At 72.5% G+C, this 24,040-nt stretch carries 25 protein-coding genes and 1 pseudogene; 14 read left to right on the plus strand and 12 right to left on the minus strand.

Annotated elements, in window-relative coordinates; translation table 11 throughout:
• Window positions 1-81: 81 nt before the first annotated feature.
• Together MPTA5024_RS35090 and MPTA5024_RS35095 are read right to left on the minus strand one after the other, a co-directional pair.
• Window positions 82-1,830, minus strand: a complete 1,749-nt coding sequence (locus tag MPTA5024_RS35090) for an ABC transporter ATP-binding protein (RefSeq protein WP_036332282.1) — start codon at window positions 1,828-1,830, stop codon at window positions 82-84.
• 1 nt (window position 1,831) lies between these two features.
• The gene (locus tag MPTA5024_RS35095) at window positions 1,832-3,535 is read right to left on the minus strand and encodes an ABC transporter ATP-binding protein (RefSeq protein ID WP_036332283.1); all 1,704 of its coding nucleotides are present in this window, start codon (window positions 3,533-3,535) and stop codon (window positions 1,832-1,834) included.
• A 108-nt stretch (window positions 3,536-3,643) separates the two neighbouring features.
• Between MPTA5024_RS35095 and MPTA5024_RS35100 the strand changes: the two genes are divergently transcribed.
• From MPTA5024_RS35100 to MPTA5024_RS35110, 3 genes are all read left to right on the plus strand, one after another.
• Window positions 3,644-3,877, plus strand: a complete 234-nt coding sequence (locus tag MPTA5024_RS35100; RefSeq protein ID WP_036332284.1) for a DNA-directed RNA polymerase sigma-70 factor — start codon at window positions 3,644-3,646, stop codon at window positions 3,875-3,877.
• A gap of 2 nt (window positions 3,878-3,879) precedes the next feature.
• Window positions 3,880-4,440 carry a Clp protease N-terminal domain-containing protein gene (locus MPTA5024_RS35105; protein WP_036332285.1) on the plus strand — a complete coding sequence of 187 codons (561 nt, stop codon included), beginning with the start codon at window positions 3,880-3,882 and terminating at the stop codon, window positions 4,438-4,440.
• A gap of 138 nt (window positions 4,441-4,578) precedes the next feature.
• Entirely contained in the window at window positions 4,579-5,022 is a 444-nt protein-coding gene (locus MPTA5024_RS35110; RefSeq protein ID WP_036332286.1) for a hypothetical protein, read from the plus strand.
• Between the two features lie 21 nt (window positions 5,023-5,043).
• Here MPTA5024_RS35110 and MPTA5024_RS44060 read toward each other — a convergent pair whose 3' ends face one another.
• A complete protein-coding gene (locus tag MPTA5024_RS44060; RefSeq protein WP_232326779.1) occupies window positions 5,044-5,256 on the minus strand; it encodes a hypothetical protein in 213 nt (70 codons plus the stop codon).
• 218 nt (window positions 5,257-5,474) lie between these two features.
• Between MPTA5024_RS44060 and MPTA5024_RS35115 the strand changes: the two genes are divergently transcribed.
• The 4 genes from MPTA5024_RS35115 (at window position 5,475) to MPTA5024_RS42985 (ending at window position 7,341) form a co-directional block, all read left to right on the plus strand.
• Window positions 5,475-5,828 carry an STAS domain-containing protein gene (locus MPTA5024_RS35115; protein ID WP_036332287.1) on the plus strand — a complete coding sequence of 118 codons (354 nt, stop codon included), beginning with the start codon at window positions 5,475-5,477 and terminating at the stop codon, window positions 5,826-5,828.
• Window positions 5,829-5,935: 107 nt separating this feature from the next.
• Entirely contained in the window at window positions 5,936-6,310 is a 375-nt protein-coding gene (locus tag MPTA5024_RS35120; protein WP_036332288.1) for an ArsR/SmtB family transcription factor, read from the plus strand.
• Window positions 6,276-6,758, plus strand: a complete 483-nt coding sequence (locus tag MPTA5024_RS42980) for an SRPBCC family protein (RefSeq protein ID WP_198167586.1) — start codon at window positions 6,276-6,278, stop codon at window positions 6,756-6,758. The genes MPTA5024_RS35120 and MPTA5024_RS42980 overlap by 35 nt, the downstream gene beginning before the upstream one ends.
• A complete protein-coding gene (locus MPTA5024_RS42985; RefSeq protein WP_036332290.1) occupies window positions 6,745-7,341 on the plus strand; it encodes a TIGR03086 family metal-binding protein in 597 nt (198 codons plus the stop codon). The genes MPTA5024_RS42980 and MPTA5024_RS42985 overlap by 14 nt, the downstream gene beginning before the upstream one ends.
• 7 nt (window positions 7,342-7,348) lie before the next feature.
• Here the strand turns inward: MPTA5024_RS42985 and MPTA5024_RS35135 are convergent, their stop codons facing one another.
• The 4 genes from MPTA5024_RS35135 to MPTA5024_RS35150 form a co-directional block, all read right to left on the minus strand.
• Complete coding sequence (locus MPTA5024_RS35135) at window positions 7,349-7,783, minus strand: STAS domain-containing protein (RefSeq protein ID WP_232326780.1); 435 nt, start codon at window positions 7,781-7,783, stop codon at window positions 7,349-7,351.
• A gap of 211 nt (window positions 7,784-7,994) precedes the next feature.
• Complete coding sequence (locus MPTA5024_RS35140; RefSeq protein WP_036332291.1) at window positions 7,995-8,735, minus strand: succinate dehydrogenase/fumarate reductase iron-sulfur subunit; 741 nt, start codon at window positions 8,733-8,735, stop codon at window positions 7,995-7,997.
• Window positions 8,732-10,657, minus strand: coding sequence for a fumarate reductase/succinate dehydrogenase flavoprotein subunit (locus MPTA5024_RS35145; protein ID WP_036332292.1), 1,926 nt, complete (start codon window positions 10,655-10,657; stop codon window positions 8,732-8,734). Before MPTA5024_RS35145 ends, MPTA5024_RS35140 begins: the two co-directional genes overlap by 4 nt.
• A complete protein-coding gene (locus MPTA5024_RS35150) occupies window positions 10,654-11,457 on the minus strand; it encodes a succinate dehydrogenase cytochrome b subunit (RefSeq protein WP_084370256.1) in 804 nt (267 codons plus the stop codon). Before MPTA5024_RS35150 ends, MPTA5024_RS35145 begins: the two co-directional genes overlap by 4 nt.
• 188 nt (window positions 11,458-11,645) lie before the next feature.
• Here MPTA5024_RS35150 and MPTA5024_RS35155 point away from each other — a divergent pair, with 188 nt between their 5' ends.
• From MPTA5024_RS35155 to MPTA5024_RS35185, 7 genes are all read left to right on the plus strand, one after another.
• Complete coding sequence (locus MPTA5024_RS35155) at window positions 11,646-12,572, plus strand: LysR family transcriptional regulator (RefSeq protein ID WP_036332293.1); 927 nt, start codon at window positions 11,646-11,648, stop codon at window positions 12,570-12,572.
• Between the two features lie 42 nt (window positions 12,573-12,614).
• Complete coding sequence (locus MPTA5024_RS35160; protein WP_084370257.1) at window positions 12,615-13,862, plus strand: PP2C family protein-serine/threonine phosphatase; 1,248 nt, start codon at window positions 12,615-12,617, stop codon at window positions 13,860-13,862.
• On the plus strand, window positions 13,859-15,436 hold the full coding sequence (locus MPTA5024_RS35165; RefSeq protein ID WP_051459067.1) for a sensor histidine kinase: 1,578 nt from the start codon (window positions 13,859-13,861) through the stop codon (window positions 15,434-15,436). The genes MPTA5024_RS35160 and MPTA5024_RS35165 overlap by 4 nt, the downstream gene beginning before the upstream one ends.
• 317 nt (window positions 15,437-15,753) lie before the next feature.
• Window positions 15,754-16,539: a hypothetical protein gene (locus MPTA5024_RS35170; RefSeq protein ID WP_051459068.1), complete on the plus strand. Its 786-nt coding sequence runs from the start codon at window positions 15,754-15,756 to the stop codon at window positions 16,537-16,539.
• A gap of 10 nt (window positions 16,540-16,549) precedes the next feature.
• Window positions 16,550-18,436: a fumarate reductase/succinate dehydrogenase flavoprotein subunit gene (locus MPTA5024_RS35175; RefSeq protein WP_036332295.1), complete on the plus strand. Its 1,887-nt coding sequence runs from the start codon at window positions 16,550-16,552 to the stop codon at window positions 18,434-18,436.
• Window positions 18,436-19,188 (plus strand): succinate dehydrogenase/fumarate reductase iron-sulfur subunit, encoded by a 753-nt coding sequence (locus tag MPTA5024_RS35180; RefSeq protein ID WP_036332296.1) that lies wholly within the window; start codon window positions 18,436-18,438, stop codon window positions 19,186-19,188. The genes MPTA5024_RS35175 and MPTA5024_RS35180 overlap by 1 nt, the downstream gene beginning before the upstream one ends.
• A gap of 173 nt (window positions 19,189-19,361) precedes the next feature.
• On the plus strand, window positions 19,362-20,132 hold the full coding sequence (locus MPTA5024_RS35185) for a Clp protease N-terminal domain-containing protein (protein WP_051459069.1): 771 nt from the start codon (window positions 19,362-19,364) through the stop codon (window positions 20,130-20,132).
• 12 nt (window positions 20,133-20,144) lie between these two features.
• Here the strand turns inward: MPTA5024_RS35185 and MPTA5024_RS35190 are convergent, their stop codons facing one another.
• The 5 genes and pseudogenes from MPTA5024_RS35190 to MPTA5024_RS42990 all read right to left on the minus strand — a co-directional run.
• The gene (locus MPTA5024_RS35190) at window positions 20,145-21,182 is read right to left on the minus strand and encodes a hypothetical protein (protein ID WP_157099896.1); all 1,038 of its coding nucleotides are present in this window, start codon (window positions 21,180-21,182) and stop codon (window positions 20,145-20,147) included.
• 137 nt (window positions 21,183-21,319) lie between these two features.
• Window positions 21,320-21,712 carry a (deoxy)nucleoside triphosphate pyrophosphohydrolase gene (locus MPTA5024_RS35195; RefSeq protein ID WP_036332864.1) on the minus strand — a complete coding sequence of 131 codons (393 nt, stop codon included), beginning with the start codon at window positions 21,710-21,712 and terminating at the stop codon, window positions 21,320-21,322.
• 15 nt (window positions 21,713-21,727) lie between these two features.
• The gene (locus tag MPTA5024_RS35200; protein WP_232326781.1) at window positions 21,728-22,870 is read right to left on the minus strand and encodes a C40 family peptidase; all 1,143 of its coding nucleotides are present in this window, start codon (window positions 22,868-22,870) and stop codon (window positions 21,728-21,730) included.
• Window positions 22,867-23,520 carry a hypothetical protein gene (locus MPTA5024_RS35205; RefSeq protein ID WP_036332298.1) on the minus strand — a complete coding sequence of 218 codons (654 nt, stop codon included), beginning with the start codon at window positions 23,518-23,520 and terminating at the stop codon, window positions 22,867-22,869. Before MPTA5024_RS35205 ends, MPTA5024_RS35200 begins: the two co-directional genes overlap by 4 nt.
• Before the next feature lie 29 nt (window positions 23,521-23,549).
• Window positions 23,550-24,040: pseudogene (locus MPTA5024_RS42990) on the minus strand (type IV secretion system protein); the annotation flags it as partial.

Consider the following 24,040-nt stretch of genomic DNA (forward strand, 5'->3'; position numbering starts at 1 on the left):
CCGGCGAGGAGAGGGGATCGGGTGTGGACCCACCCGATCCCCTCGGCTTCCTCTGCCCGCCCCGCGGCGGGTCATCCCTCGTCAGCCGGACGTGCCGTGCCAGCTGTCCCACAGGGCCGCGTACGCGCCCCTGGCCGCGACGAGCTCGTCGTGGGAGCCCAGCTCGCTGATGCGGCCGTCCTCCACCACGGCCACCCGGTCGGCGTCGTGCGCCGTGTACAGGCGGTGCGCGATCGCGATCACGGTCCGGCCCTCCAGGACGGCGGCCAGCGACCGCTCCAGGTGGCGGGCCTCCCGCGGGTCGATCAGCGAGGTCGCCTCGTCGAGCACCAGCGTGTGCGGGTCCGCCAGCACGAGCCGGGCGAGCGCGATCTGCTGCGCGTGGGCCGGGGAGACGGTCGTGCCGCCCGACCCGACCACGGTGTCCAGCCCCTCGTCGAGGGACGCCACCCACTCCCAGGCGTCCACGGCCTCCAGCGCGCGGCGCACCTGTTCGTCTCCGGCCTCCGGCCGGGCGATGAGCAGGTTGTCCCGGAGCGTGCCCCGGAACACGTGGTGCTCCTGTGTCACCAGCGCCACGTGGCCGCGCAGCTCGCCCAGCGGCAGCTCTACGAGCGGGACGCCGCCGACCGTGACCGAGCCGCTGCGCGGGCCGTGGATGCCCGCGAGCAGGCGTCCCAGCGTCGACTTGCCCGCGCCGGACGGGCCGACCATGGCCAGCCGCTCCCCCGCGCGGACGTCGAGGTCGATGCCGTGCAGCACGTCGCGGCCCTCCCGGTAGGCGTACCGGACGCGATCCGCGCGCAGCTCCTCCCCGTCGGGGCGGCGTCCGCCGGGCGCCCGGTCCTCGGGCACGTTCGCCACGCCCAGCAGCCGGGCCATGGACGCCCCGCCGACCTGCAGCTCGTCGATCCACGACAGCAGGCGGTCGAGCGGGTCGATGAGCTGCTGGACGTACAGGGTGGCGGCGGTGACCTGGGCGAGGGAGACCCAGCCGCGGGAGTAGAAGAGGCCGCCGAGCAGCAGGGTCGCCACGACCGGCACCACGTAGCCGAGCTCCACCGCGGGGAACCACACCATCCGCAGGCCCAGCGTGTAGCGCTCGGCCGCGAACGACCCGGCGATGTCCCGGTCGGTCCGCTCACGGCGGCGGCGCTCCAGCCCGAGGGCCTCGACGGTCCGCGCGCCCTCGACGGTCTCGGCCAGCCCCTCGGTCATCTCCGCGTACGCCGCGTTCTCCCGCAGGTAGCCGTCCCTGGCCCGGCCGAGGTACCACTTCGTGGAGATCCACAGCAGCGGAACCGCCGCCAGCGAGGGCAGGGCCATGATCGGGCCGACCAGGAGCACCGCGCCCACCCCGAACGCCCCGGCCACCACGGCGATCATCGTCTCGGGCACCGCGTGCCGCACGCTCCGCGACAGGGCGTCCACGTCACGGGAGGTACGGGTGATCAGGTCGCCAGAGCCGGCCCGCTCCACCGTGGACAGCGGCAGCGCGAGCACCTGGTCGACGAAGTCCTCCCGCAGCTCGGCCAGGACCTTCTCGCCCAGCCGCGACGAGGCGTAGACGGCGAACCTGATCAGGACCGCCTGGAGCACCACGAACGCGACGATCGCCAGCGCGATGACGTCCACGCCGGTGTCGGCCGTCCCGTCGGCCACCGACTGCACCAGCTCGCCGAGCAGCCGAGGGGCGGCCAGGCCCGCGACCGCCGCGAGCGCGTGCAGCACCAGCGCGACGGCGAGCTCACGCGGGTACTTCAGCGTCAGCCGCCGCGCGTAGGCGCGCACCTGCGCCCGGTCGGCGACCGGCAGGATCTCGCGGGCCATCTCAGGCCTCCCCTCGGGTGACGGTGGATCGGTATCCGGGCTCCGCCGCGAGCAGCTCCCGGTGGGTGCCCTCGGCCCGCACGCGGCCGTCCTCGACGTACAGGACGAGGTCGGCCCGGTCGAGGACGAGCGGGCTCGTCGTGCAGACCAGGGTGGTGCGCCCGGCGCGGGCCTTGCCCAGCCGCTCCGCGACGCGCGCCTCGGTGTGCGCGTCGACGGCGCTGGTCGGCTCGACCAGGATCAGGATCTCCGGGTCGGCGAGCAGCGCCCGCGCCAGCCGCAGCCGCTGCTGCTGGCCGCCGGAGAACTCCCGGCCCGACTCGGCCACGTGCGCGTCCAGGCCCTCGGGCAGCGCCTGGACGATGTCCTCGGCGCAGGCCGCGTACAGGGCCTGGCGGACATCGCCGTCGGTGGCCGCGCCGCGGACGTCCAGCTCGTCGCGCAGGCGTCCGGTGAACAGCCGGGCGGCGTTGTCGGCCACCAGGACGTGACGCCGGACCTCGGCGACGGGCAAGTCCGCGAGCGGGACGCCGTCCAGCGTCACCTCGCCCGGCGCGTACCGGCCGAGGCGGTCGGCGATCGCGATCGCCTCCTCCGGGGTGCCGGCGGCCAGCGCGGTGAGCCTGCCGGGCCGCACGGCGACGCCGGACCCGCCGTCCCGCAGGACGCCGTGGTCCAGCGCGCCGTCCGGGAGGACGGCGGACCCGCCGGCGATCTCGGGCTCCAGCGCCAGGATCCGGCAGACGCGCCGGGCGGCGACGTGCCCCTTGGTCACCTTGTCGGCGGCCTCGGTCAGCGTCCGCAGCGGCGCGATCAGGAAGACCGCGTAGCCGTAGAAGGCCACCAGCTGGCCGGCGCTGATCCGCCCGTCGAGGGCGAAGTGCGCGCCCAGCCATGTGACGCAGCCGACGAGCACGCCGGGCAGCAGGATCTGGGCGCCCTCCAGCGCCGACTCCACGGCCGCCACCCGCACGCCCGCGTGGCGGACGCGCTGCGACTCCTCGCGGTACCGCGCGGAGAAGACCTGCTCGCCGCCGATGCCGCGCAGCACCCGCAGGCCGGTCACGATGTCGGCAGCGCGGGTCGCCAGGTCGCCCTGGAGGTCGCGCTGCACGTGCTGCCGGCGGTGCAGCGGCCGCAGGAGCGGGCCGACGGCCGCCGCCATGACCGGCACGCCGACGAGCACGGTGAGCCCCAGCGGGAGCGAGGTGGCGATCAGGATCACCGTGACCGTCGCGATGGCGACGACCGCGCCGATCCCCCGGAGAAGGATCTCCATCGCGTTGCCGACGTGGGCGATGTCGGAGTTGCCGACGCTCACCACCTCGCCGGTCGACAGGCGTTTGGGCAGGGTCGCGCCCAGCCGGGTCGCCTGGCGGACCGTCACCTGCACGGTCCGGTAGGCGGCCGACAGCCAGGTGAGGACCGCGTACCGGTGCCGGAACGTTCCGGCGGCGGCCTGGAGCACGCCGAGTCCCAGCACGACGGCCGACCAGCGGGCGAGCAGCCCGACGTCCTTGGCGGCGAGGGCGTCGATGCCCTTGCCCAGGGCCGCGGGGACGAGAGCCTGGCCCAGCCACCAGACGATGGCGAAGGCGATGCCGATCACCAGCCGGCGTCCCTGGACGCGCGCCACCCACCACAGGTACCGGAGGGGACCGCGGGTGTCGGGAGTGCCGGGATCGCCGGCAGGCAAGGAGTACATGGTCATTCCAGGCTCGCAAGATCCCAGGTCACGGGGCAAACGGTTTTCCATGCTACGGCCGTGTCAATCTGGGTTGACATCCCGACCGTGTCAACCTAGGTTTACAGCATGAACGACACGGCGCAGCTGGCCAGCGACGCCGGCAGCCGCGACCCCGCCATCGGCCTGCGGGCCGTGCGGGCCCTGCGGGTGCTGGTGGAGCGGCTCGAAGCACTTCAGGTGGAGAACGCGCGCGACGCGGGATGGTCCTGGCAGGACATCGCACTGCTGCTCGGGGTGTCCCGGCAGGCGGTGCACAAGAAGTACGCGGGCGGACGAGGACTGCTGAGGCGGGAGAAGTAACGATGTTCGAACGGTTCACGGAGACCTCCAGGAAGGTCGTCGTCCTGGCTCAGGAGAACGCGCGGCGGCTGCGGCACGACCACCTGGGCACCGAGCACCTGCTCCTCGGCCTGCTGGGACAGCCCGAGTCGCTGTCGGCCCGGCTCCTCGGGGAGCACGGCCTCGACCACGAGCGCGCGTACGCCGCCGTCGCCCGCATCCTGGGCACCCATCCGACCGGCGACATCGACGCCGACGCCCTGGAGTCGATCGGGATCGACCTCGCGGCGGTGCGGGAGAAGGTCGAGGCGGCCTTCGGCCCGGGCGCGCTCGACCGCCGTCCCGGGCGCGAGGAGCGGGGCGTCCTCGTCGGGCCGCGCAGGATCCCGCTCACGCCCCGGGCCAAGAAGGTCCTGGAGCTGTCCCTGCGGGAGGCGCTGGCGCTGGGGAGCAAGGACATCCGGGACGGCCACATCCTGCTCGGCCTGATCAGGGAGGGCGAGGGGCTGGGCGTGCGCGTGATGACCGACGCGGGCCTCGACCTCGCCGGCCTCCGCACCGAGGTCCGCTCCGGGCTCGGGTGAGGCGACGACCTCGGCCCCGGCCCGGCGCCGGTAAAGAGATGATCGGGAGGAGGGAGCCGCACCGGCCGGGCGGGTATCGAGGTGTCGTCCCGGAGCACACGGTCGTCTCCGGGCCGTAGGGCGGGAAGAGGCGAATCCATGACAGATCAGGCCGACGGCCGTCGCGGCGGTGCTCGGAACGCGCGACGCCTGGCGGCGGTCGCCCTGACCGCGGCGGCGTGGGCCGCCGTCCCCGCCACCGCACATGCCACCTCACCCCCGGAGGCCGCGCCACCCGCACAGGCCGCGCAGCCCGCGCTCGCCGCGGTCGCAGGGCGCGCGGCTCCGCCCGCCCACGCCGTCCCGGCGCGCGGGGGCGGGGACGGCGGCGCGACCAACGTCAACGCCGGGAAGGCCTTCGGGAACAAGGGCTTCGCCGTCGTGGACAGCCCCGCCCTCTTCCGCGGCGACGAGAACCTCGCCATCAGCATCAGCGGCCAGACCAACACCCAAGCCGGCTTCTGCCGGAAGAAGGTCGAGCGCTGCCTGATCGACGCGAACACCTGGCTCTCCCGGCACGGCCGCGGCGGCAGGCACCACTAGGGCGCGTATCGGCCCGCGGGCTCAGGTGAGGGCGGCGGCCAGCAGGGCGAAGGCGGCGATGATGACGGCGACGCGGACGTAGTAGTAGCGGTCCCAGCGGTTCATCTGCTGCTTCCAGTCGGCAGGCCGGTTGCCGGAGGTCCAGGTCTTGCCCCTGACACGCCATCCCGGCAGGCACACAGCCGGGGCGCTCGGGCCCCGCCGCTGCCTGCCTGCGGCATCGCTTCCGGTCACTCGCGCCCCCACGGCGCAGCCGCAGATCGCCGGGCCCCGCACCCCAGACGGGCACCCGCGCCGGAAGCTGCGACGTCACGAACGAGCACGCCCCGTGGCCGCGATGTACGGCCAGGCCACAGGTGTGCCACCGCATCGTCACGAAGGTTGCCTCCCCACCGCCTCGCGCGGTACTTAGGGGTGTAACTTCTCTGTAGATCTTCGGGACGAGGACACAGATGACCACGAAGCTTGACGTCAGGGTCGGGCGGGAGACGGCTTACACGGTCGTCACCCTGGTCGGCGAGCTTGACGTCATCTCCGCCGACGGCCTGCGGGCGGCGCTCGGCAAGCTCCTGCTGGAGGAGCGGGTCAGGCTGGTCGTCGACGCCACCGAGCTGACCTTCTGCGACTCCATGGGCCTGCGGATGCTGCTGGAGTACGCCGACCGCGCAACCCGCGCAGGCGGGTACATGCGGCTGGCCGGGGTGCGGGGCGTCTTCCGCCGTATCCTCACCGTCACCGGGCTGCACGCGGCGTTCCCCCTGTACGACACGGTCGCGGAAGCGGTCGCGGCCGACGCCCCGAACTGACACCCCCAGCCGTCAGGCGATCTCGCCAGGACTTTCAACCAGATGGTTGTCCGGCCCTTCCCCAAGGCGTACCATCGTTTCAACCGAAGGGTTGAAAGCGAGGAGCGATGACCGCTGACACACTGTCCCTGGTCTTCTCCGCCCTCGCCGATCCCACCCGCCGCGACATGCTGGCCCGGCTCGCCGAGGGAGACGCGACGGTCGGTCAGCTCGCCGAGCCGTACGGGATGACGCTGCAGGCCGTCTACAAGCACCTGCGGGTGCTCGAGAACGCCGGGCTCGTGAGCCGGCGGGAGGGGCCGCAGCCCCGGCCGGTGCACCTGGAGACCGAGGTGTTCGACCTGATGGACGCCTGGATCGAGCGGTACCGGCGCCGGGCCGAGCAGCGGTACCGCCGCCTCGACGCCGTCCTGGCGGCGATGAACGACGACAGGGATGGAGCAGATCATGACCCGGACCACGGAGACGACCATCGAGGCTGACCGCGATGTGCCGATCGTCCGCATCACCCGCGAGTTCGCCGCGACGCGGGAGCAGCTGTTCCGCGCGCACACCGATCCCGCGCTGTTCGCGCGATGGATCGGCCCCGACGCCGGGGACACGCGGATCGAGCACTGGGACGCGCGCACGGGCGGCAGCTGGAGGTTCGTCTCGGTGCACGACGGCGTGGAGTTCGCCTTCCACGGCTGCTTCCACGAGGTCCGCCCGGACCGCATCGTGCAGACCTTCACCTTCGAGGGCGATCCGGACGGCGTCGCGCTGGAGACGCTGTGGTTCGACGACCTCGGGGACGGCCGCGCCCGCCTGCGTACGCAGTCGCTGGTCGAGAGCTTCGAGTCGCGCGACGCCTGGCTGGCGAGCGGCATGGAGAGCGGCGTCAACGAGGGGTACGCCAAGCTCGACCGGATGATCGCCGATGGCGCTGTCTGACCACCCGGCGGAGCGGCACCGCCAGGTCGGCCGCCTGTTCACGGAACGCGTACAGGGAGCCCGGGCATGGGACGCGCCGGCCCCGGTCGCCGGGTGGACCGCCCGCGACGTCGTGCGGCATCTGACGGAGTGGCTGCCCGGGTTCCTCTCCTCCGGCGCGGCCGTCGACCTGCCCGCGGGACCGCCCGTGGACGTGGACCCGGCCGGCGCGTGGCGCGTCCACTGCGAGGCCGTGCAGGCGCTGCTGGACGACCCGGCGACCGCGGAACGGGTCCTGGTCAACCCGCACATCGGCACCGTGCCGCTGGACCAGGCGATCGACCGCTTCTACACGACGGACGTGTTCATGCACACCTGGGACCTCGCCCGCTCCACCGGCCAGGACGACCGGCTGGACCCGGACATCTGCGCGGAGTTGCTGGCCGGGATGGAGCCGATGGAGGAGGTCATCCGCTCATCCGGGCAATACGGACCGAGGGTCGAAGTGCCGGAGGACGCGGGGGCGCAGGCCCGGCTACTGGGTTTCATCGGCCGCGACCCCTTCTGGACCGCGGCCCGGGACGGCATGGATCCCGCCCGGTAACCCGCCGCTAGCGGTCGCCCGCCGTCTCGAACAGGCCGCCGAAGTGGTCGCCGCGGTGGTCGCCGCCCGGCCCTCCGGCGTCGGGCGTCCAGGTGCCGTCGAGCGCCTCGGCCACCGTGCCGTACTGCTCGAAGACCTTGCGGAGCCCGGTGATCGTCAGCACCCGGGCGAGGACGCCCTGCACGCCCGCCAGCGCGAGGCGGACGTTCGTCGCCTGCCCCCGCTGCAGCGCGGCGATGAGCTCGCTCAGCCCGCGGGAGTCGCAGAACGCGACCTCGCCGACCTCCAGCACGAGGACCGGCGGGGGGTTGTCCCAGACGCGCTTCAGCTCCTCGCGCAGGACGTGGACGGTACCCGCGTCCAGGTCGCCGGCAAGGCGGACGACGACCGCGTTGCGCTCAGCCGCGGACGCGACGCTGAGTGTTGACCGAGGACCGGACACCGACGGCATGCTCACTCCCTCGCCTGCGGATTCAGGGCAGGCGTGTCACCCCAACACAACGGACACGTTACCCGGGAGGAGGGCTGATTATGTTGCGCACGCCTGGAACGAAAGGCTTATTTACGCTAAGAGGCGCCCATGGGAGCTCAGCGGCGACATGAGCGGAGGGCGTCCGGCGGCCCGCCGGACGCCCTCCGCGAAGGCGGCGCCCCTACTTCGAGGCGGCCTTGAGGTAGTCGGCGTTCATCCGCGCGATGGTGTCGAGGGGGATGCCCTTGGGACAGACCGCCGTGCACTCGCCGGTGTTCGTGCAGCCGCCGAAGCCCTCGGCGTCCATCTGCTCGACCATCGCCCGCGCCCGGGAGGCCCGCTCCGGCTGGCCCTGGGGCAGCAGCCCGAGGTGGGTGATCTTGGCGGCGGTGAACAGCGAGGCCGAGCCGTTCGGGCAGGCGGCCACGCACGCGCCGCAGCCGATGCAGGTCGCGGCGTCGAAGGCGGCGTCCGCGTCCTCCTTCGGCACCGGCACGGCGTGGGCGTCGGGGGCCGACCCGGCCGGCACCGACACGAAGCCGCCGGCCTGGATGATCCGGTCGAACGACGACCGGTCCACCACGAGGTCCTTCACGACGGGGAACGGCGCGGCCCGCCAGGGCTCGATGGTGATCGTGGCGCCGTCCTCGAAGTGCCGCATGTGCAGCTGGCAGGTCGTGGTCGCCCGCTGCTCGCCGTGGGCCACGCCGTTGATGACCATGCCGCACATGCCGCAGATGCCCTCGCGGCAGTCGTGGTCGAACGCGACCGGCTCCTCGCCCTCCAGGATCAGCCGCTCGTTCAGGACGTCGAGCATCTCCAGGAACGACATGTCCGGAGAGACGTCCTCGACCCGGTAGGTCACCATCCGCCCCCGATCGGCGGGGCCGTTCTGGCGCCAGATCTTCAGGGTGAGGTTCACTTGTAGCTCCGCTGGCTCATCTTCACGTACTCGTACTCGAGCTCTTCCTTGTGCAGGACCGGGCCCTGCGGGGTCCACTCCCAGGCGGCGACGTAGGCGAAGTTCTCGTCGTCGCGCAGCGCCTCGCCGTCCTCGTCCTGCGACTCGGCCCGGAAGTGGCCGCCGCAGGACTCCGTACGGTGCAGGGCGTCGACGCACATGAGCTCGGCCAGGTCGAAGAAGTCGGCCACCCGGCCGGCCCGCTCCAGCGCCTGGTTGAGCCCCTCGTTGTCGCCGGGCACCTTGACGTTGCGCCAGAACTCCTCGCGCAGCTCGGGGATCCGCTCCAGCGCCTTGCGCAGCGACTCCTCGGTCCGCTCCATGCCGCAGTAGTCCCACATGATGCGGCCGAGCTCGCGGTGGTAGGAGTCGGCCGTACGGGTGCCGTTGACGGACAGGAGCCGCTCGATCCTTTCGGTGACGGCCCGCCGGGCCTCGGCCACGTCGGCGTCGTCGACGGGCCCGAACGTCCCGGCGCCGGCCAGGTAGTCGCCGAGCGTGGTCGGCAGCACGAAGTAGCCGTCCGCGAGGCCCTGCATCAGCGCGGACGCGCCGAGCCGGTTGGCGCCGTGGTCGGAGAAGTTGGCCTCACCGATGACGAACAGGCCGGGGATGGTCGACTGGAGGTCGTAGTCGACCCACAGCCCGCCCATCGTGTAGTGGACGGCCGGGTAGATGCGCATCGGCACCTCGTACGGGTTCTCTCCGGTGATGCGCTCGTACATCTCGAAGAGGTTGCCGTACTTCTTCTCCACGGCGTCGCGGCCGAGGCGGCCGATGGCGTCGGCGAAGTCGAGGTAGACCCCGAGACCGCCGGGGCCGACGCCGCGGCCCTCGTCGCAGACGTTCTTGGCGGCACGGCTGGCGATGTCGCGGGGGACGAGGTTGCCGAAGGCGGGGTAGATCCGCTCCAGGTAGTAGTCGCGCTCGTCCTCGGGGATGTCGCCGGGGGCCCGGTCGTCGCCCTTGCGGAGCGGCACCCAGACGCGGCCGTCGTTGCGCAGCGACTCCGACATCAGCGTCAGCTTCGACTGGTACTCGCCGCTGACGGGGATGCAGGTCGGGTGGATCTGGGTGAAGCAGGGGTTGCCGAAGTAGGCGCCCTTCCTGTGCGCCCGCCAGATGGCCGTGGTGTTGCAGCCCTTGGCGTTCGTGGACAGGAAGAACACGTTGCCGTACCCGCCGGTGGCGAGCACGACCGCGTCGGCCAGGTGGGTCTCGATCTCACCGGTGACCATGTCGCGGACCACGACTCCGCGGGCCCGCCCGCCGCTGACGACGAGTTCGAGCATCTCGTGGCGGGTGTGCATCTCGACCGTGCCGGCCGCGATCTGCCGCTCCAGGGCCTGGTAGGCCCCCAGGAGAAGCTGCTGGCCCGTCTGGCCGCGGGCGTAGAACGTCCGGGACACCTGGGCGCCGCCGAACGAGCGGGTGTCGAGCAGGCCGCCGTACTCGCGGGCGAACGGCACGCCCTGGGCCACGGCCTGGTCGATGATGTTCACGCTGACCTGGGCGAGCCGGTAGACGTTCGACTCGCGGGCGCGGAAGTCGCCGCCCTTCACGGTGTCGTAGAAGAGCCGGTAGACGCTGTCGCCGTCGCCGCGGTAGTTCTTCGCGGCGTTGATGCCGCCCTGGGCCGCGATGGAGTGGGCGCGGCGGGGCGAGTCCTGGTAGCAGAACGACTTGACCTGGTAGCCCAGCTCGCCGAGGGTGGCGGCGGCCGAGCCGCCCGCGAGCCCGGTGCCCACCACGATGACGGTCAGCTTGCGCTTGTTGGCCGGGTTGACCAGCTTGGCCTGGAACCGCCGGGTGTCCCAGCGGTCCTCGATGGGCCCGCCGGGAGCCTTGGCGTCGCGGATGGGCTCGCCAACGGTGTACTTCACTTGACCACTCCGATCATCACGGCGACGGGCGCGGCGAGGAAGCCGGCCACGAGCACGGCCGCGACCGCGCCGGCGCCGGCCTTGAGCGCCCGGTAGCGGCGGGCCAGGCCCAGCGTCTGGAACGCGCTCCACAGCCCGTGCCGCAGGTGGAAGCCGACCATCACCATCGCCACCAGGTAGAACAGCGTCACCCACCAGCGCGAGGGCTGGAACCCGGCGACCATCCGCGCGTACGGCGTGGCGTCGCCACCCTCGGGGTTGACCACGCCGAACGTCATGTCCAGCAGGTGCCAGATCACGAACAGCAGGATGATCACGCCGCCGTACCGCATGGTGTGGGTGGCGTAGCCGGACGCCTGCGACCTGCGGCGGGCGGCGTACTTGACGGGCCGCGCCTTGGCCGCGCGGCGCGCGAGCGACACGGCCGACCACATGTGCAGCACCACCGCCAGGGTCAGCACGATCTCCGTGATCGTCAGCAGCGTGCGGTTCGGCAGGGCCGGGGAGCCCACCGTGCGCAGCCACTCGGCGTAGTGGTTGAACGAGTCGGCGCCCAGGAAGATCTTGAGGTTGCCCAGCATGTGGGCGACCAGGAAGAGCACGAGAACGGCGCCGGTGACCGCCATGACGGCCTTCTTGCCGTTGGAGGAGGCGAACAGGCCCCGGCGTCCGGACGGCCGGGGACGCCGCGGGCCGGGCGACTTCGGCGTGCGGGCTGCGGGCTTGTGCGATGCGGGGGGCGGGGACACCTTCGTGGTCGCCAGCCCTCGCTCGACGGAGTGGTCAACAGTGGCTGTCACGTCTGCTCACGCTAGGTTCGCCGATTTCAGGCGTCCAAGTCATGGCGGTTCTGGTTTCGATAGCCGGGGGCTATGCCCTCTGCGCCGTACGGCCCCCGCCGCGTCCACGGGCGGCGCCGTGCGAGGAATCTCACATCCTCCGGCCCGGTCCCCGGGGACCGAAGACCATGGCCGTAGGCTGTGAAGACGTGCAGCTCCAGCAACTCGCCTACTTCGTCGCCGTCGCCGAGACCCGGCACTTCACCCAGGCGGCCGAGCGGGCGCGGGTGGCCCAGCCGTCGCTCAGCAAGCAGATCAAGGCCCTGGAGACCGAGCTCGGCGCCCCGCTGTTCAGCCGGGCCCGGGGCAACGTGACGCTCACCCCCGCCGGGGAGGCCCTGCTTCCTCTCGCCCGCCGGATGCTGGCCGACGCCGAGACGGCCCGGCGCGAGGTCGCCGAGCTGGCCGGGCTGCGCAGGGGCCGGGTGCGGCTGGGGGCGACGCCGTCGCTGTGCGCGGGCCTGCTCGCCGACGCCCTGGCCCTCTTCCATCGCGACTACCCGGGCGTGGAACTGCGCGTCGAGGAGGGCGGCTCGCGCGACCTGGTGCGCGACCTGGCCCGGGGCCAGCTCGACCTGGCGCTCATCATCCTCCCGCTGCAGAGCACCGACCCGTCTCTCGTCACCGAGGAGATCCTCAGCGAGAACCTCGTGGTCGCCTCGGCGTCCGATCGGGGCCGGCGACCGTACATGCGGATCGAGGAGCTGCGCGGGCGGCCCCTCGTCATGTTCCGGCGGGGGTACGACGTCCGCGAGGCGACGCTGGCGGCCTGCCGGCAGGCGGGGTTCGAGCCGCGGTTCGCGGTGGAGGGCGGTGAGATGGATGCGGTGCTGCGGTTCGTCGAGGCCGGGCTCGGGATCGCGGTGGTCCCGTCGATGGTGCTGGAGAGCCGCCCCGGCCTCATGGGGACGCCGCTGCTGCCGGGACTGCGCCGGACCGTGGCGCTCGCCCACCGCAAGGACGTCGAGCCCACGAGGGCGGCGCAGGCGTTCCGGGCCACCCTGCTGTCGTACCTCACCGAGGCGGCCGCGGACGGGACCCTCCCCCCGGGCGTCGAGGCGCTGGCCTCCTCGTAGTCCTGTGGACCGCCCCCACCTGACGGTAGCTTTGTCAGCGACGTGCACCTTCCACTCCGGCGAGAGGCGTCCGTGACCCCGGCCTCACCTGACCTGCCCGACCAGCTGTCCCTGCTGCTCATCGAGGACGACGCCGGCGACGCGTTCCTCGTCGAGGAGCTGCTGGCGGGCGCCGAGAGGCCGCCGAAGATCACCTGGGCCCGCTCGCTCGCGGAGGGCCGGGCCCGCCTCACCGACGACGTGCGGTGCGTGCTGGTGGACCTGTCGCTGCCCGACGCGTCGGGGCTGGAGGCCCTGGAGCAGGTGCTCGCGATGGCGCCGGACACGGCGGTGCTCGTGCTCACCGGTCTCGCCGACGCCCCCATCGGCGTCGACGCGGTGGCGGCGGGCGCGCAGGACTTCCTCGTCAAGCAGGACGTGGACGCCCGGCTGCTGATCCGCGCCATCCGCTACGCGATCGAGCGCAAGCGGGCCGACCTGGCCATGCGCGACCTGCTGGAGGAGCGCATCGTCCGGGGGGAGAACGCCCGGCTGGAGCGGGGCCTGCTCCCGGTCCCGCTGATCGACCCGCGGCTGCTGCACCACCAGGCGCGCTATCTGCCGGGCCGTACGGGCGGGCTGCTGGCGGGCGACTTCTGGGACACCGTCCAGACGCCGGACGGCGCGGTCCACGTCGTGATCGGCGACGTGTGCGGGCACGGGCCCGACGAGGCCGCCCTCGGCACGGCCCTGCGGATCGCCTGGCGCACGCTCGTGCTCGCCGGGCAGACGGGCAACGACGTGCTGCGCACGCTCGACACGCTGCTGCGGCACGAGCGGAAGTCGCCGGAGATCTTCACGACGATGTGCACCGCGACCATCGCCCCCGAGCTGGACCGGGCCCGGATGCACGTGATCGGCCACCCGCCGCCGCTGCTGCTGCGCGACGGCGTGATCGACGTGGTCACCGACATGCCGTCCGGCCCGCCGCTCGGCATCTTCCCCGACGTCGAGTGGACGTCGCTCGACGTCCCGCTGGGCGAGCGCTGGTCGCTGCTGCTCTACACGGACGGGCTGATCGAGGCCACCGTCGGGGACGGCCGCGACCTGCTCGGCACCGAGGGCCTGCTGAACCTCATCCGGGCCCACGAGGGCATCGACCTCGACCGGATCATCGCGAGCCTCGGCGACGCGGTGCACGACGACGTGGCCGCCGTCCTCGTCGCGCGCGGCCGGGGCGCCGCGGCCGGCGTCCTCCCCCAGGCCGCCCCGGCCCAGGACGGGCCGGGAGGAGGGCGAGCCGGGCGGTGAGCGTCACGGGGATGGAGCCGCTCCCCCCGCTGGCGCCCCCGCCGGGCCGGGCCGCGCTGCCGGTCGGCCGGTGGTTTCTGCTGGCCGGCACGGCCGTCGCCCTCGTCGTCGCCGTGGCCGTGACCGCGATCCTGATGGCGCTCGGCCAGACCCTGAAGGCGCGGGACACCGTGGTCGACGTGATCGACCCGGCCGCCCTGCAGACGTTGAGGATCACCACCGCCCTGCAGGCCCAGGGCAGCGCGATCCGCGCGTACGGGCTCACCAACGAGCGGCAGTACCTGGACGACTACCGGCGGGGCGTGGCCGACGAGCAGGCAGCGACGGCGGCGATTCTGGCGCTGACGCCGCGGCTCCCGGAGCCGGCCCCGGCGCGGCGCGAGCTGGAGCGCCTGTCCGCGGCCACCGCCGCCTGGCGGCGCGACTACACGGAGAAGGTGGTCGCCGCGGTACCCGCTGCGGGCACGGGCGCGCTCACCCGCGAGCTGGCCACCGTCAACGTCACCCGCTTCGCCGAGGTCCGGGCCGCGCTCGCCCCCTGGCAGGCCAGGCTCGACGCCCTCCACGACATCGGCAGCCGGCGGCTCCGCGCTGGCTGGGACACCATCTACACCTCCGTGTGGGTGCTGATCGGCGCGCTGGTGCTGGCCGTCGCCGGCTGCACGCTGATCGTGCGCCGCGCGGTGACGATCCCGGTGGCCCGGCTCACCCGGCAGGTGCGGGCCGTCGCCGGGGGCGACTTCGGCCACGAGCTGGGGGTCGAGCGCCCCGCCGAGCTGTGGGAGCTGTCCGGCCACGTGGACGGCATGCGGCGGCGCATCATGGCCGAGTGGCGGGCGGCGTCCGAGGCCCGCCGGCGGCTCGCCGACCAGGCCGAGGAGCTCCGGCGGTCCAACGCCGAGCTGGAGCAGTTCGCCTACGTCGCCAGCCACGACCTGCAGGAGCCGCTGCGCAAGGTCGCGAGCTTCACCCGCCTGCTCGACCAGCGCTACGGCGACCGGCTCGACGACCGGGCCCGGCAGTACATGGCGTTCGCCGTCGACGGCGCCACCCGGATGCAGGAGCTCATCGGGGACCTGCTCGACCTCTCCCGGGTGGGCCGGGCCGGGGGCGAGCGGGTGCCGACGGACTCGGGCGTGGCGCTGCGCGGCGCGCTGCGCAACCTCGACACGCTGCTGAGCGAGGCCGGGGCCGAGGTCACGCACGATCCGATGCCCGTGGTCGTCGGCAACGCGTCGCTGTTGACCCAGGTCTTCCAGAACCTCGTCGGCAACGCCGTGAAGTTCCGCTCGCAGGAGCCGCCGCGGGTCCACGTCGGGGTGCGGCGGGACGGCGAGATGTGGGAGTTCTCCTGCTCCGACAACGGCATCGGGATCGACCCGAAGCACGCCGATCGGATCTTCCTGATCTTCCAGCGCCTCCATCCGAGGGACGTCCACCCGGGCACGGGCATCGGGCTGTCGCTGTGCCGGAAGATCGTCGAGTACCACGGCGGCCGGATCTGGCTCGACACGGCGGCCGGGCCCGGCGCCACCTTCCGCTGGACGCTCCCCGCCGCCGACGACGCCGCGTGAGCGCGTCGCGCCGGGGTGCGCCCGCCCGGAGGGCAAGCGGGATATCCTGCGTAAATACAACTGCACGCCGACGCGTACGTCACGGAACCCGGATGACCACGGGCGTTCACCTGCGCGGCACGGCGGATCCGCACGTTCTTCGCAACCGCGGTGAAACCGACGGGGACGTGACGGGAATCACAGTGGGGAGGAGTGACCCTCCTCACAGTTCGTGATGTGCTCGTCGTAATGTTGCCCCCACCAATACGCGCACGGCCACGGCAGTTCGGCGCGAGCGCTCCGGCGTGCGCGGAGTCAGTGAGGGTGGAAGGTCTCCGATGACCCAGACAACGGCCGAGAGCCCGGTAAGGAAACAACGCGCACAGCTGAGGGTGCGCACACTTCGCACCGACCGATGGTGGCTGGCTCCGGCGCTGACGTTCGCCGGACTCATGTCATTCCTGATTTACGGATTTTGGGCGATCTTCGACAAGAGTTACTTCGTCGATCCGTACATCGCGCCCTTCTCGTCGCCCTGCCTGGCGACCTCGTGTCCCCCGGGGGCGCGTTTCCTCGGGCTGGCGCCGTTCGGCGACTGGTACGGGCTGCCGCCCGGCCTGCTGATCCTCGGCCTTCCGGGTGGTTTCCGACTTACGTGCTACTACTACCGCAAGTCGTACTACCGCTCGTTCTGGCTGTCGCCGCCGGCCTGCGCCGTGGCCGAGCCGCACGGGAAGTACACGGGTGAGAGCCGCCTGCCGCTCATCCTGCAGAACATCCACCGGTACTTCTTCTACGGCGCCCTGGTCATCGGCGCGATCCTGACGTACGACGCGATCCTCGCCCTGGTGCACAAGCCTGGCGGGCTCGGGACCTGGATTCTGATCGCCAACGCGGTACTGATCATGACGTACACGCTGTCGTGCCACTCCTGCCGCCACATCACGGCCGGCCGCCTCAACCACTTTTCCAGGCACCCGCTGCGCTACCGGGCCTGGACGTTCGTGTCCAAGCTCAACGCCAAGCACCAGCCGCTGGCGTGGGCCTCGATGTTCTCGGTCATGATCGCCGACCTGTACGTCCGGCTGGTCGCCAAGGGCGTCATCACCTTCCCGTTCGCTTAAGGATCTTCAAGTGGAGCGTCACGAATACGACGTCGTCGTCATCGGAGCCGGCGGAGCGGGGCTCCGTGCGGCGATCGAGGCGCGGCAGCAGGGCAAGCGCACGGCGATCGTCTGCAAGTCGCTCTTCGGCAAGGCCCACACGGTCATGGCCGAGGGCGGCGCCGCCGCCGCGATGGGCAACGTCAACTCCGACGACAACTGGATGGTGCACTTCCGCGACACCATGCGCGGCGGCAAGTTCCTCAACAACTGGCGGATGGCGGAGCTGCACGCCAAGGAGGCGCCGGACCGCGTCTGGGAGCTGGAGGCGTGGGGCGCGCTGTTCGACCGCACCAAGGACGGCAAGATCAGCCAGCGGAACTTCGGCGGCCACGAGTACCCGCGCCTCGCCCACGTGGGCGACCGGACCGGCCTCGAGATGATCCGCACCCTGCAGCAGCGGGTCGTCGCCCTCCAGCAGGAGGACGAGAAGCTGCACGGCGACCCCGAGGCGTACATCAAGGTCTTCGCCGAGTGCACGGTCACCCGGCTGCTCAAGGACGGCGGCGCCATCGCCGGGGCGCTCGCCTACTGGCGCGAGACGGGCGAGTTCATCGTCTTCGACGCCCCGGCCGTGGTGCTGGCCACCGGCGGCATCGGCAAGTCGTTCGTCGTCACCTCGAACTCCTGGGAGTACACCGGCGACGGCCACGCGCTGGCCCTGCTCGCCGGCGCCAAGCTGATCAACATGGAGTTCATCCAGTTCCACCCGACGGGCATGGTCTGGCCCCCGTCGGTGCGCGGCATCCTCGTCACCGAGTCGGTCCGCGGCGACGGCGGCGTCCTGCGGAACTCCGAGGGCCGGCGCTTCATGTTCGACTACATCCCGGACGTGTTCAAGGACAAGTACGCCACGACCGAGGAGGAGGCGGACCGCTGGTACAACGACCAGGCCAACAACCGCCGCCCGCCGGAGCTGCTGCCGCGTGACGAGGTCGCCCGGGCGATCAACGCCGAGGTGAAGGCCGGGCGCGGGTCACCCCAGGGCGGCGTCTTCCTGGACGTCTCGACCCGGCTGCCGGCCGCCGAGATCACCCGGCGGCTGCCGTCGATGCACCACCAGTTCAAGGAGCTGGCCGACGTCGACATCACCCGGGAGCCCATGCAGGTCGGCCCCACCTGCCACTACATCATGGGCGGCGTCGAGGTGGACGCCGACACCGGCGCGGCGTCCGTCCCCGGCCTGTTCGCGGCCGGCGAGGTCTCCGGCGGCATGCACGGCTCCAACCGCCTCGGCGGCAACTCGCTGTCCGACCTGCTCGTGTTCGGCCGCCGGGCCGGCGCTGGCGCCGCGGCGTACGTGGACGGCCTGGCGCGGCGCCCGGTGCCCGCCGGGGTCGAGGAGGCCCGGGCCGAGGCCCTCGCCCCCCTGGAGCGCCGCGGCGGCGAGAACCCGTACGAGGTCCACCACGAGCTGCAGCGGACGATGAACGACCTGGTCGGCATCATCCGGAAGGCCGGCGAGATCAGCGAGGCCCTGCAGGTCATCGAGAAGCTCAAGGAGCGGGCCGGCAACACCGGGGCCGCGGGCAGCCGTATCTACAACCCCGGCTGGCACCTCGCGATCGACCTGCGCAACATGCTGCTGGTGAGCGAGTGCGTTGCCCGGGCGGCGCTGCTGCGCGAGGAGAGCCGGGGCGGCCACACCCGCGACGACTTCCCCGGCATGGCGCCGGAGTGGCGGCGCAGGCTCCTGGTGTGCTCGGCCGAGCCGGACGGCTCCGCCGTCAGGATCGAGGAGAAGGTCCAGCCGAGCATGCGCGGCGACCTCATCTCCCTGTTCGAGCGGTCGGAGCTGGAGAAGTACCTCACCGAGGACGAACTGGCGGAGTACGACGCCGCGGTCAAGGAGTCGTGATGGGTTACAAGGCGAAGTTCCGCATCTGGCGCGGCGAGGGCGGCGAGGGCCGCCTGGAGGACTTCACGGTCGAGGTGAACGAGGGCGAGGTCGTCCTCGATGTCATCCACCGGCTGCAGGCCACCCAGGCTCCCGACCTCGCGGTGCGCTGGAACTGCAAGGCCGGCAAATGCGGCTCGTGCTCGATGGAGATCAACGGCCGGCCGAGGCTCGGCTGCATGACCCGGATGTCCACCTTCGAGGAGACCGAGACGATCACAGTCACCCCGATGCGGACGTTCCCCGTCATCAAGGACCTCGTGACCGACGTGTCCTTCAACTACAAGAAGGCGCGGGAGATCCCGTCGTTCACGCCGCCGAGCGACGTCAAGCCCGGCGAGTACCGCATGCAGCAGGTCGACGTCGAGCGGTCCCAGGAGTTCCGCAAGTGCATCGAGTGCTTCATGTGCCAGAACGTCTGCCACGTGATCCGCGATCACGAGGAGAACAAGCAGGCCTTCGCCGGCCCGCGCTTCCTCATGCGGATCGCCGAGCTCGACATGCACCCGTACGACGTGCTGGAGCGCAAGGAGTCCGCGCAGGAGGACCACGGCCTCGGCTACTGCAACATCACCAAGTGCTGCACCGAGGTCTGCCCCGAGCACATCAAGATCACTGACAACGCGCTGATCCCGATGAAGGAGCGCGTGGTCGACCGCAAGTACGACCCGCTGGTCTGGCTCGGCTCCAAGATCTTCAAGCGTTCGAGCTGACCTGGTGTCCTGGAGGCGCCGGCCGGGGATCCCCCGCCGGCGCCTCCGGCGTTCCAGGAGCCCTGCGCCCCTTGCGGAGCCGCACATCGAGGTGTCCGACGCTTCAGGCGACCCCTGGCGAGGGAGGCAACTTTCGGTTGACATAGCCATGATGGCAACCTACGGTTGCCTACATGATGCCTTCAGCTCCCACCCTCGAGTCCCTGATCGCGCAGGTCCGCTCCAGCCTGGCCGACGGACCCGCCCTCGACCGGCTCACGCTCGCGGTCGGCCTGGCGAACCGTCTCGGCGAGCTCGGCGAGAACCTGATCGGCTACTACGTCGACGAGGCCCGCCGCGACGGCGTGTCGTGGGCCGAGATCGGCACCCGGCTGGGGGTCAGCCGCCAGGCGGTGCAGAAGCGGTTCATTCCCAGTGACGCGGGCATGCGCAAACGCGGCCAGGACGGGTTCTGGGACCGGGCGAGCGACGACTTGAAGAAGGCGGTCACGCTCGCCCGCGAGGCCGCCCGGGCCCGGCGCAAGACCTACCTGGGCACCGAGCACCTGCTGCTCGGGCTGGCCGGGCAACCGGATCAGCCGGCGGCACAGGCGCTGGCCCGCTGCGGCGCCGACACGGCGACGATCCGCGGTGCCGTGGACGGACGCGTCGGCGCGCCGCACGGCGAGCCGCTGCCGGACGAGACGCCGTTCACCCGGCCGGCACTGCGCGCGCTACAGCACGCGCTGCGCGAGGCGCTGCTGATGAACCAGGCGACGGTCGGCGGCGAGCACCTGGCCCTCGGCCTGCTCACGGTCGGTGAGGGCGTCGCGCACGATGTCCTGACCAACCTCGGCGTCGACTACGAACGACTGCGCGAGGCGATGAAAGAGGTCACCCCCGGTCCCGCGGCGCCGGCACAGGGCGAGCCGGCGCCCGTCCGCCCCGAAGACGACCAGACCTGACCCAGACCTGACCTAGTGGTCGGCGGGCGGTTCGCCGGGAAGGGGATACTGCACGGTCCGCTCCGGAGCCGGGGCAGCCGCCGGGCGGGCCGTGGCGTCGGTCCAGGGGCCCGGCTGCGGCTCGCCCACCGCGACCCCCCAGGGGTCGGCCGGCCACTGTGGCTGGACCGCGCCCTCGGGCTGAACGGGCACCTGGGCGCCCATCTGCGCCGGGTCCATGTACGGGTAGCCCTGCGGCGGGTAGGGCGTCGCGTAGCCGTAGGGGGCCGGGTACCCGTACGGCTGCTGCGGATACCCCATCGCGTACGGCTGCACCGGGACGAAGCCGACCATCGGCGCGTACCCGGGGCCCGCGGGGTATCCGGCGAGGTCGTCGGCGCGGCCGGTCCTGGCCGAGCGCGGCCCGGCCTTGCGCACGGCCGCCGCATGGGCCATCCGGCGCAGCCGGCCCTCGAAGATCAGCCAGGCGAGCAGCGCCACCAGGACCAGGACGGCGGCGGGGATCGCGAGCCGGTGGCTCAGCGTCACCTTGTCGTACTGCGGGGTGGCGTTGCGGATCTCGACCGGCACCGTCTGCGGCTCGGGCTCCTCGAACGAGACGGCGGGCGACGGCGTCGGCGTGACGTCGGGCGTCGCCGGGGCGAGCGTGACGCCGCCGGCGTCCGGGGTCGGCGTGGTGCCGGTGTCCGTGACGTTCGGGACGACGGCCTGCGTCGTCGGGAACGTCGCGGGCGGCTGCTCGACGGTGCTGGCGGGCGGCGGCGCGGCGCTGGTCGTCGCCGGCTTGTGCGTGACGGCGTGGGTGGGCGTCGGCGTGACGGTCACCGTCTTCGTCACCACGGGGTCGCCGGTCGGCCCGGGCGTCGTGGTGACGGTCACGGTCACCACGGGGTCGCAGTTCTGCCCCTGGGTGGGGTCACAGGGGTTGACCGGGTCGGCGCCCGCGCGCTGCGGGCCCACGATCGGGGCGAGGACCACCACGGCCACGGCCGTGATCGCCAGTGAGGCTGCAGCCGAGGACGCGGCTCTCAGCTGTGCGCGTCCTGTCACCGCTCGCCTCCATCGCCGCCGGGGCCGCCAGGGTCCACGCCGATTCTAGTTCCGTAAACTAACAGCAAAGTCCGATCTTAGATACGTATCGGTGTCTTCTGCCGCAGTGGGGGACGACGCCCGAGTCGGAAAGGCTGTCAGGCCCCGCCCCACAGCAGCTTCTCGACCGTCGCGACGATCGGGAGGTCGGCGGGCAGCCAGTCCACGTCGTACAGCTCGTGCGCGTCCAGCCAGCGCAGCGCCAGGTGCTCCAGCGGCGCGGGGACGCCCGATTCGATCGAGGCGAGCCACACCCGCATCAGGTAGCCGTTCCCGAGCGGCCAGTCGCCGCCGACCTGACGGCCCACGACGACGTGGACGCCCAGCTCCTCCTGGCACTCGCGCACCAGCGCCTCGTGCTCGCTCTCGCCCGGGTCCACCTTGCCGCCGGGGAACTCCCACCCGCCGCGCAGGGCCGGCGGCTCGGCCCGCTGCGCGGCCAGCAGCCGTCCGCCGTCCACGATCGCCGCCCCCACGACGAGCTTCCGCATGGCCTCCATGGGCGACTACGTTAGAGCCCGTTTGAGCTGCGCGACGACGTCCTCGTTCTCCAGGGGCCGGGTGAAGCCGACGATGTTGGGCCGGCCGCCGTACGTCGTGACCTTGATGGGCCCGCACAGCGTGCAGCGCGCCTCGATCATCTTGCCCGGCGAGACCACCATGCCGACGTGGCCAGGATGGTCCTTCGACGTCCCGGGACCGGCGTTGAAGAACACCAGGTCGCCCGGCTGCTCGCTGCCCGGCTGGACGCGGACCCCGAACGGCCACTGGCCGAACGTCGTCCGCGGGATGGACAGCCCGGCGTTCCGGTAGGCCATGTAGATGATCCCGGAGCAGTCGAAGGCGTCCGGTCCGGTCCCGCCCCACCGGTACGGCTTGCCGCGCTGGGCCAAGGCGTACTCGAGGATCGTGCGCACCACGTCGTCGGGGGCCGAGGCGACGTAGGAGGAGTCGCAGGCGGGGTCGGCCTCGGGCGGGAGCTGGATCTGGCCGTTGGCGGCGTACCGCCGGGCGATCTCCAGGACCTGGTCGACGTACCAGGTGGCCCGGTTGTAGACGAAGATCGCCCGCCTGAGGTCGTCGGGGGCGCCGTTGCGCTTGAGCATCTTGGCCGCGCCGAGGATCGCGTCGGCGGGGTCGTAGATGTCGCCGTACCCGTCGCCGTCGCCGTCCGAGGCGTATCCGTTCAGGTCCGGCCCGATCTTGATCCTGGTCTTGCCGCCCCACGTGCTGACGAGGAACTGCATGGGCCCGGCGGCACCCGCGTAGTTGGTGCCGCTGCTCACCCCCGGCAGCGAGGAGCGGCCGTGGTCGGTCTCCCGCTTGCCGATCGCCGCGAGCACGTTCCACTGGACGCCGATCTGCCTGCCGAACTTCTTGTACAGCTCCAGGTAGTCCCGGGGGATGTCGGTCTGGGCGGTCGCGGAGACGTCGGTCCCGGTGGCCGCCTCGGCGCAGTCCTCGGCGTTGCGGCCGCCCAGGAGGACGGACGGCGAGGGGGTCATGAGGATGATCGAGCCGAACAGCGTCATCGGCACGATCACCGCCAGGGCGATGGCTATGGCACGCCACGACCTGCCGCCAGAGGCGAGCCGGCGCAGCCCGCCCCGCCGGAACAGCTCGACGGTCGATCGCGGCGGCGCGGTCACGGGTTGCTGTCCCCGTCCTGTCCCGCGTCCGCCGGCTCCATGTCGTACACCCGCCAATCGGCGCCCACCTTGACGACCGTGACGGCGTACTGGTCGGTCTGGTCCTTCTCGCCGGTCCGGTCGGTCACGTGCCGCAGCGCGTCGACGACGAGGACGACCTGGTTGGCGGTGACGTCCCGGATCGTCCGGACCTTGGCCGTGCCCCGGGAGACGACCTGGTCGGCCTTGTTCTGGCTCACCAGGGGAGGGTCGGTCATCGCCCGGGTGAGCTGCGCGCCGAACTCCACGGTCGCGAACGCCTTGAGCCGGTTCGCGAACGCCGCCGGGTCCTCGCCGTACTGGAAGGTCCCGTACGACGCGGTGAAGCGCCGGGCGAGATCGGCGGCGGCGCCGAGCTCCTCCCGGGACAGCGGCAGGTAGGCATAGACGTCGAACGTGCCGGGGGTCGTCGCCACCTGGCTTGGCGCGGCCGCCGGGGTCGTCGCGGCGGCCGTCGGCGTGGCGGCGCCGAGTGACTGCTCCCGCCGCCCGCCGCCGTCGTCGCCGGACGGCGGGCTCATGGTCAGGTACACGCCGACGGCCGCCAGCACCAGGACGGCGGCGGCGAAGGCGAGCGCTTTCCCGCGGTCGCGGCTCGGGCTGGTCGTCATCCGTGCCTCATCCGTGTCTCGGCCCGCCGTCAGTCGCCGTCGCGGTCGGACGGCCGGGCCCAGAAGGGACCGGAGGAGTCGGAGCCGCCGTTCCCCCCGCGGCTCGGCAGCCACAGAGGGGGCGCCTCGGCCGACCGCGGCCGGCTGGAGGACGAGCCGCCGTCACGGGGCGGCGCCGGCCGCGACCGGCCGCTCCCCTCCCGGCGCGACGAACCGCCGAAGATGCCGCCCCCGGAGGAGCCCGACGATCCCGACGAGGAACGGCCGCCGAAGAACCCGCCGGACGAGCCTCGGGACCCGCCGCCCTGCCGGGAACCGCTCTGCCGCGATCCGCCCTGCCGGGAGCCTCCGCCGAACAGGCCGCCGGAGCCGCCCCCGGAGCCCGAGCCTCCGGACGGGCGGGACGCCCAGCCGCCCGACCTGCCGCTGAACCAGCCGCCGCCCGAGGCCGTGCCGGACGCGACCCGGCCCGCGCCGGTGGCGGCGGGCGCGCCGGAGGCCGTGCCGGACGCGGTTCCCG

This window comes from Microbispora sp. ATCC PTA-5024, from assembly GCF_000511135.2.
In the GTDB taxonomy this organism is placed as follows: Bacteria; Actinomycetota; Actinomycetes; order Streptosporangiales; family Streptosporangiaceae; genus Microbispora; species Microbispora corallina.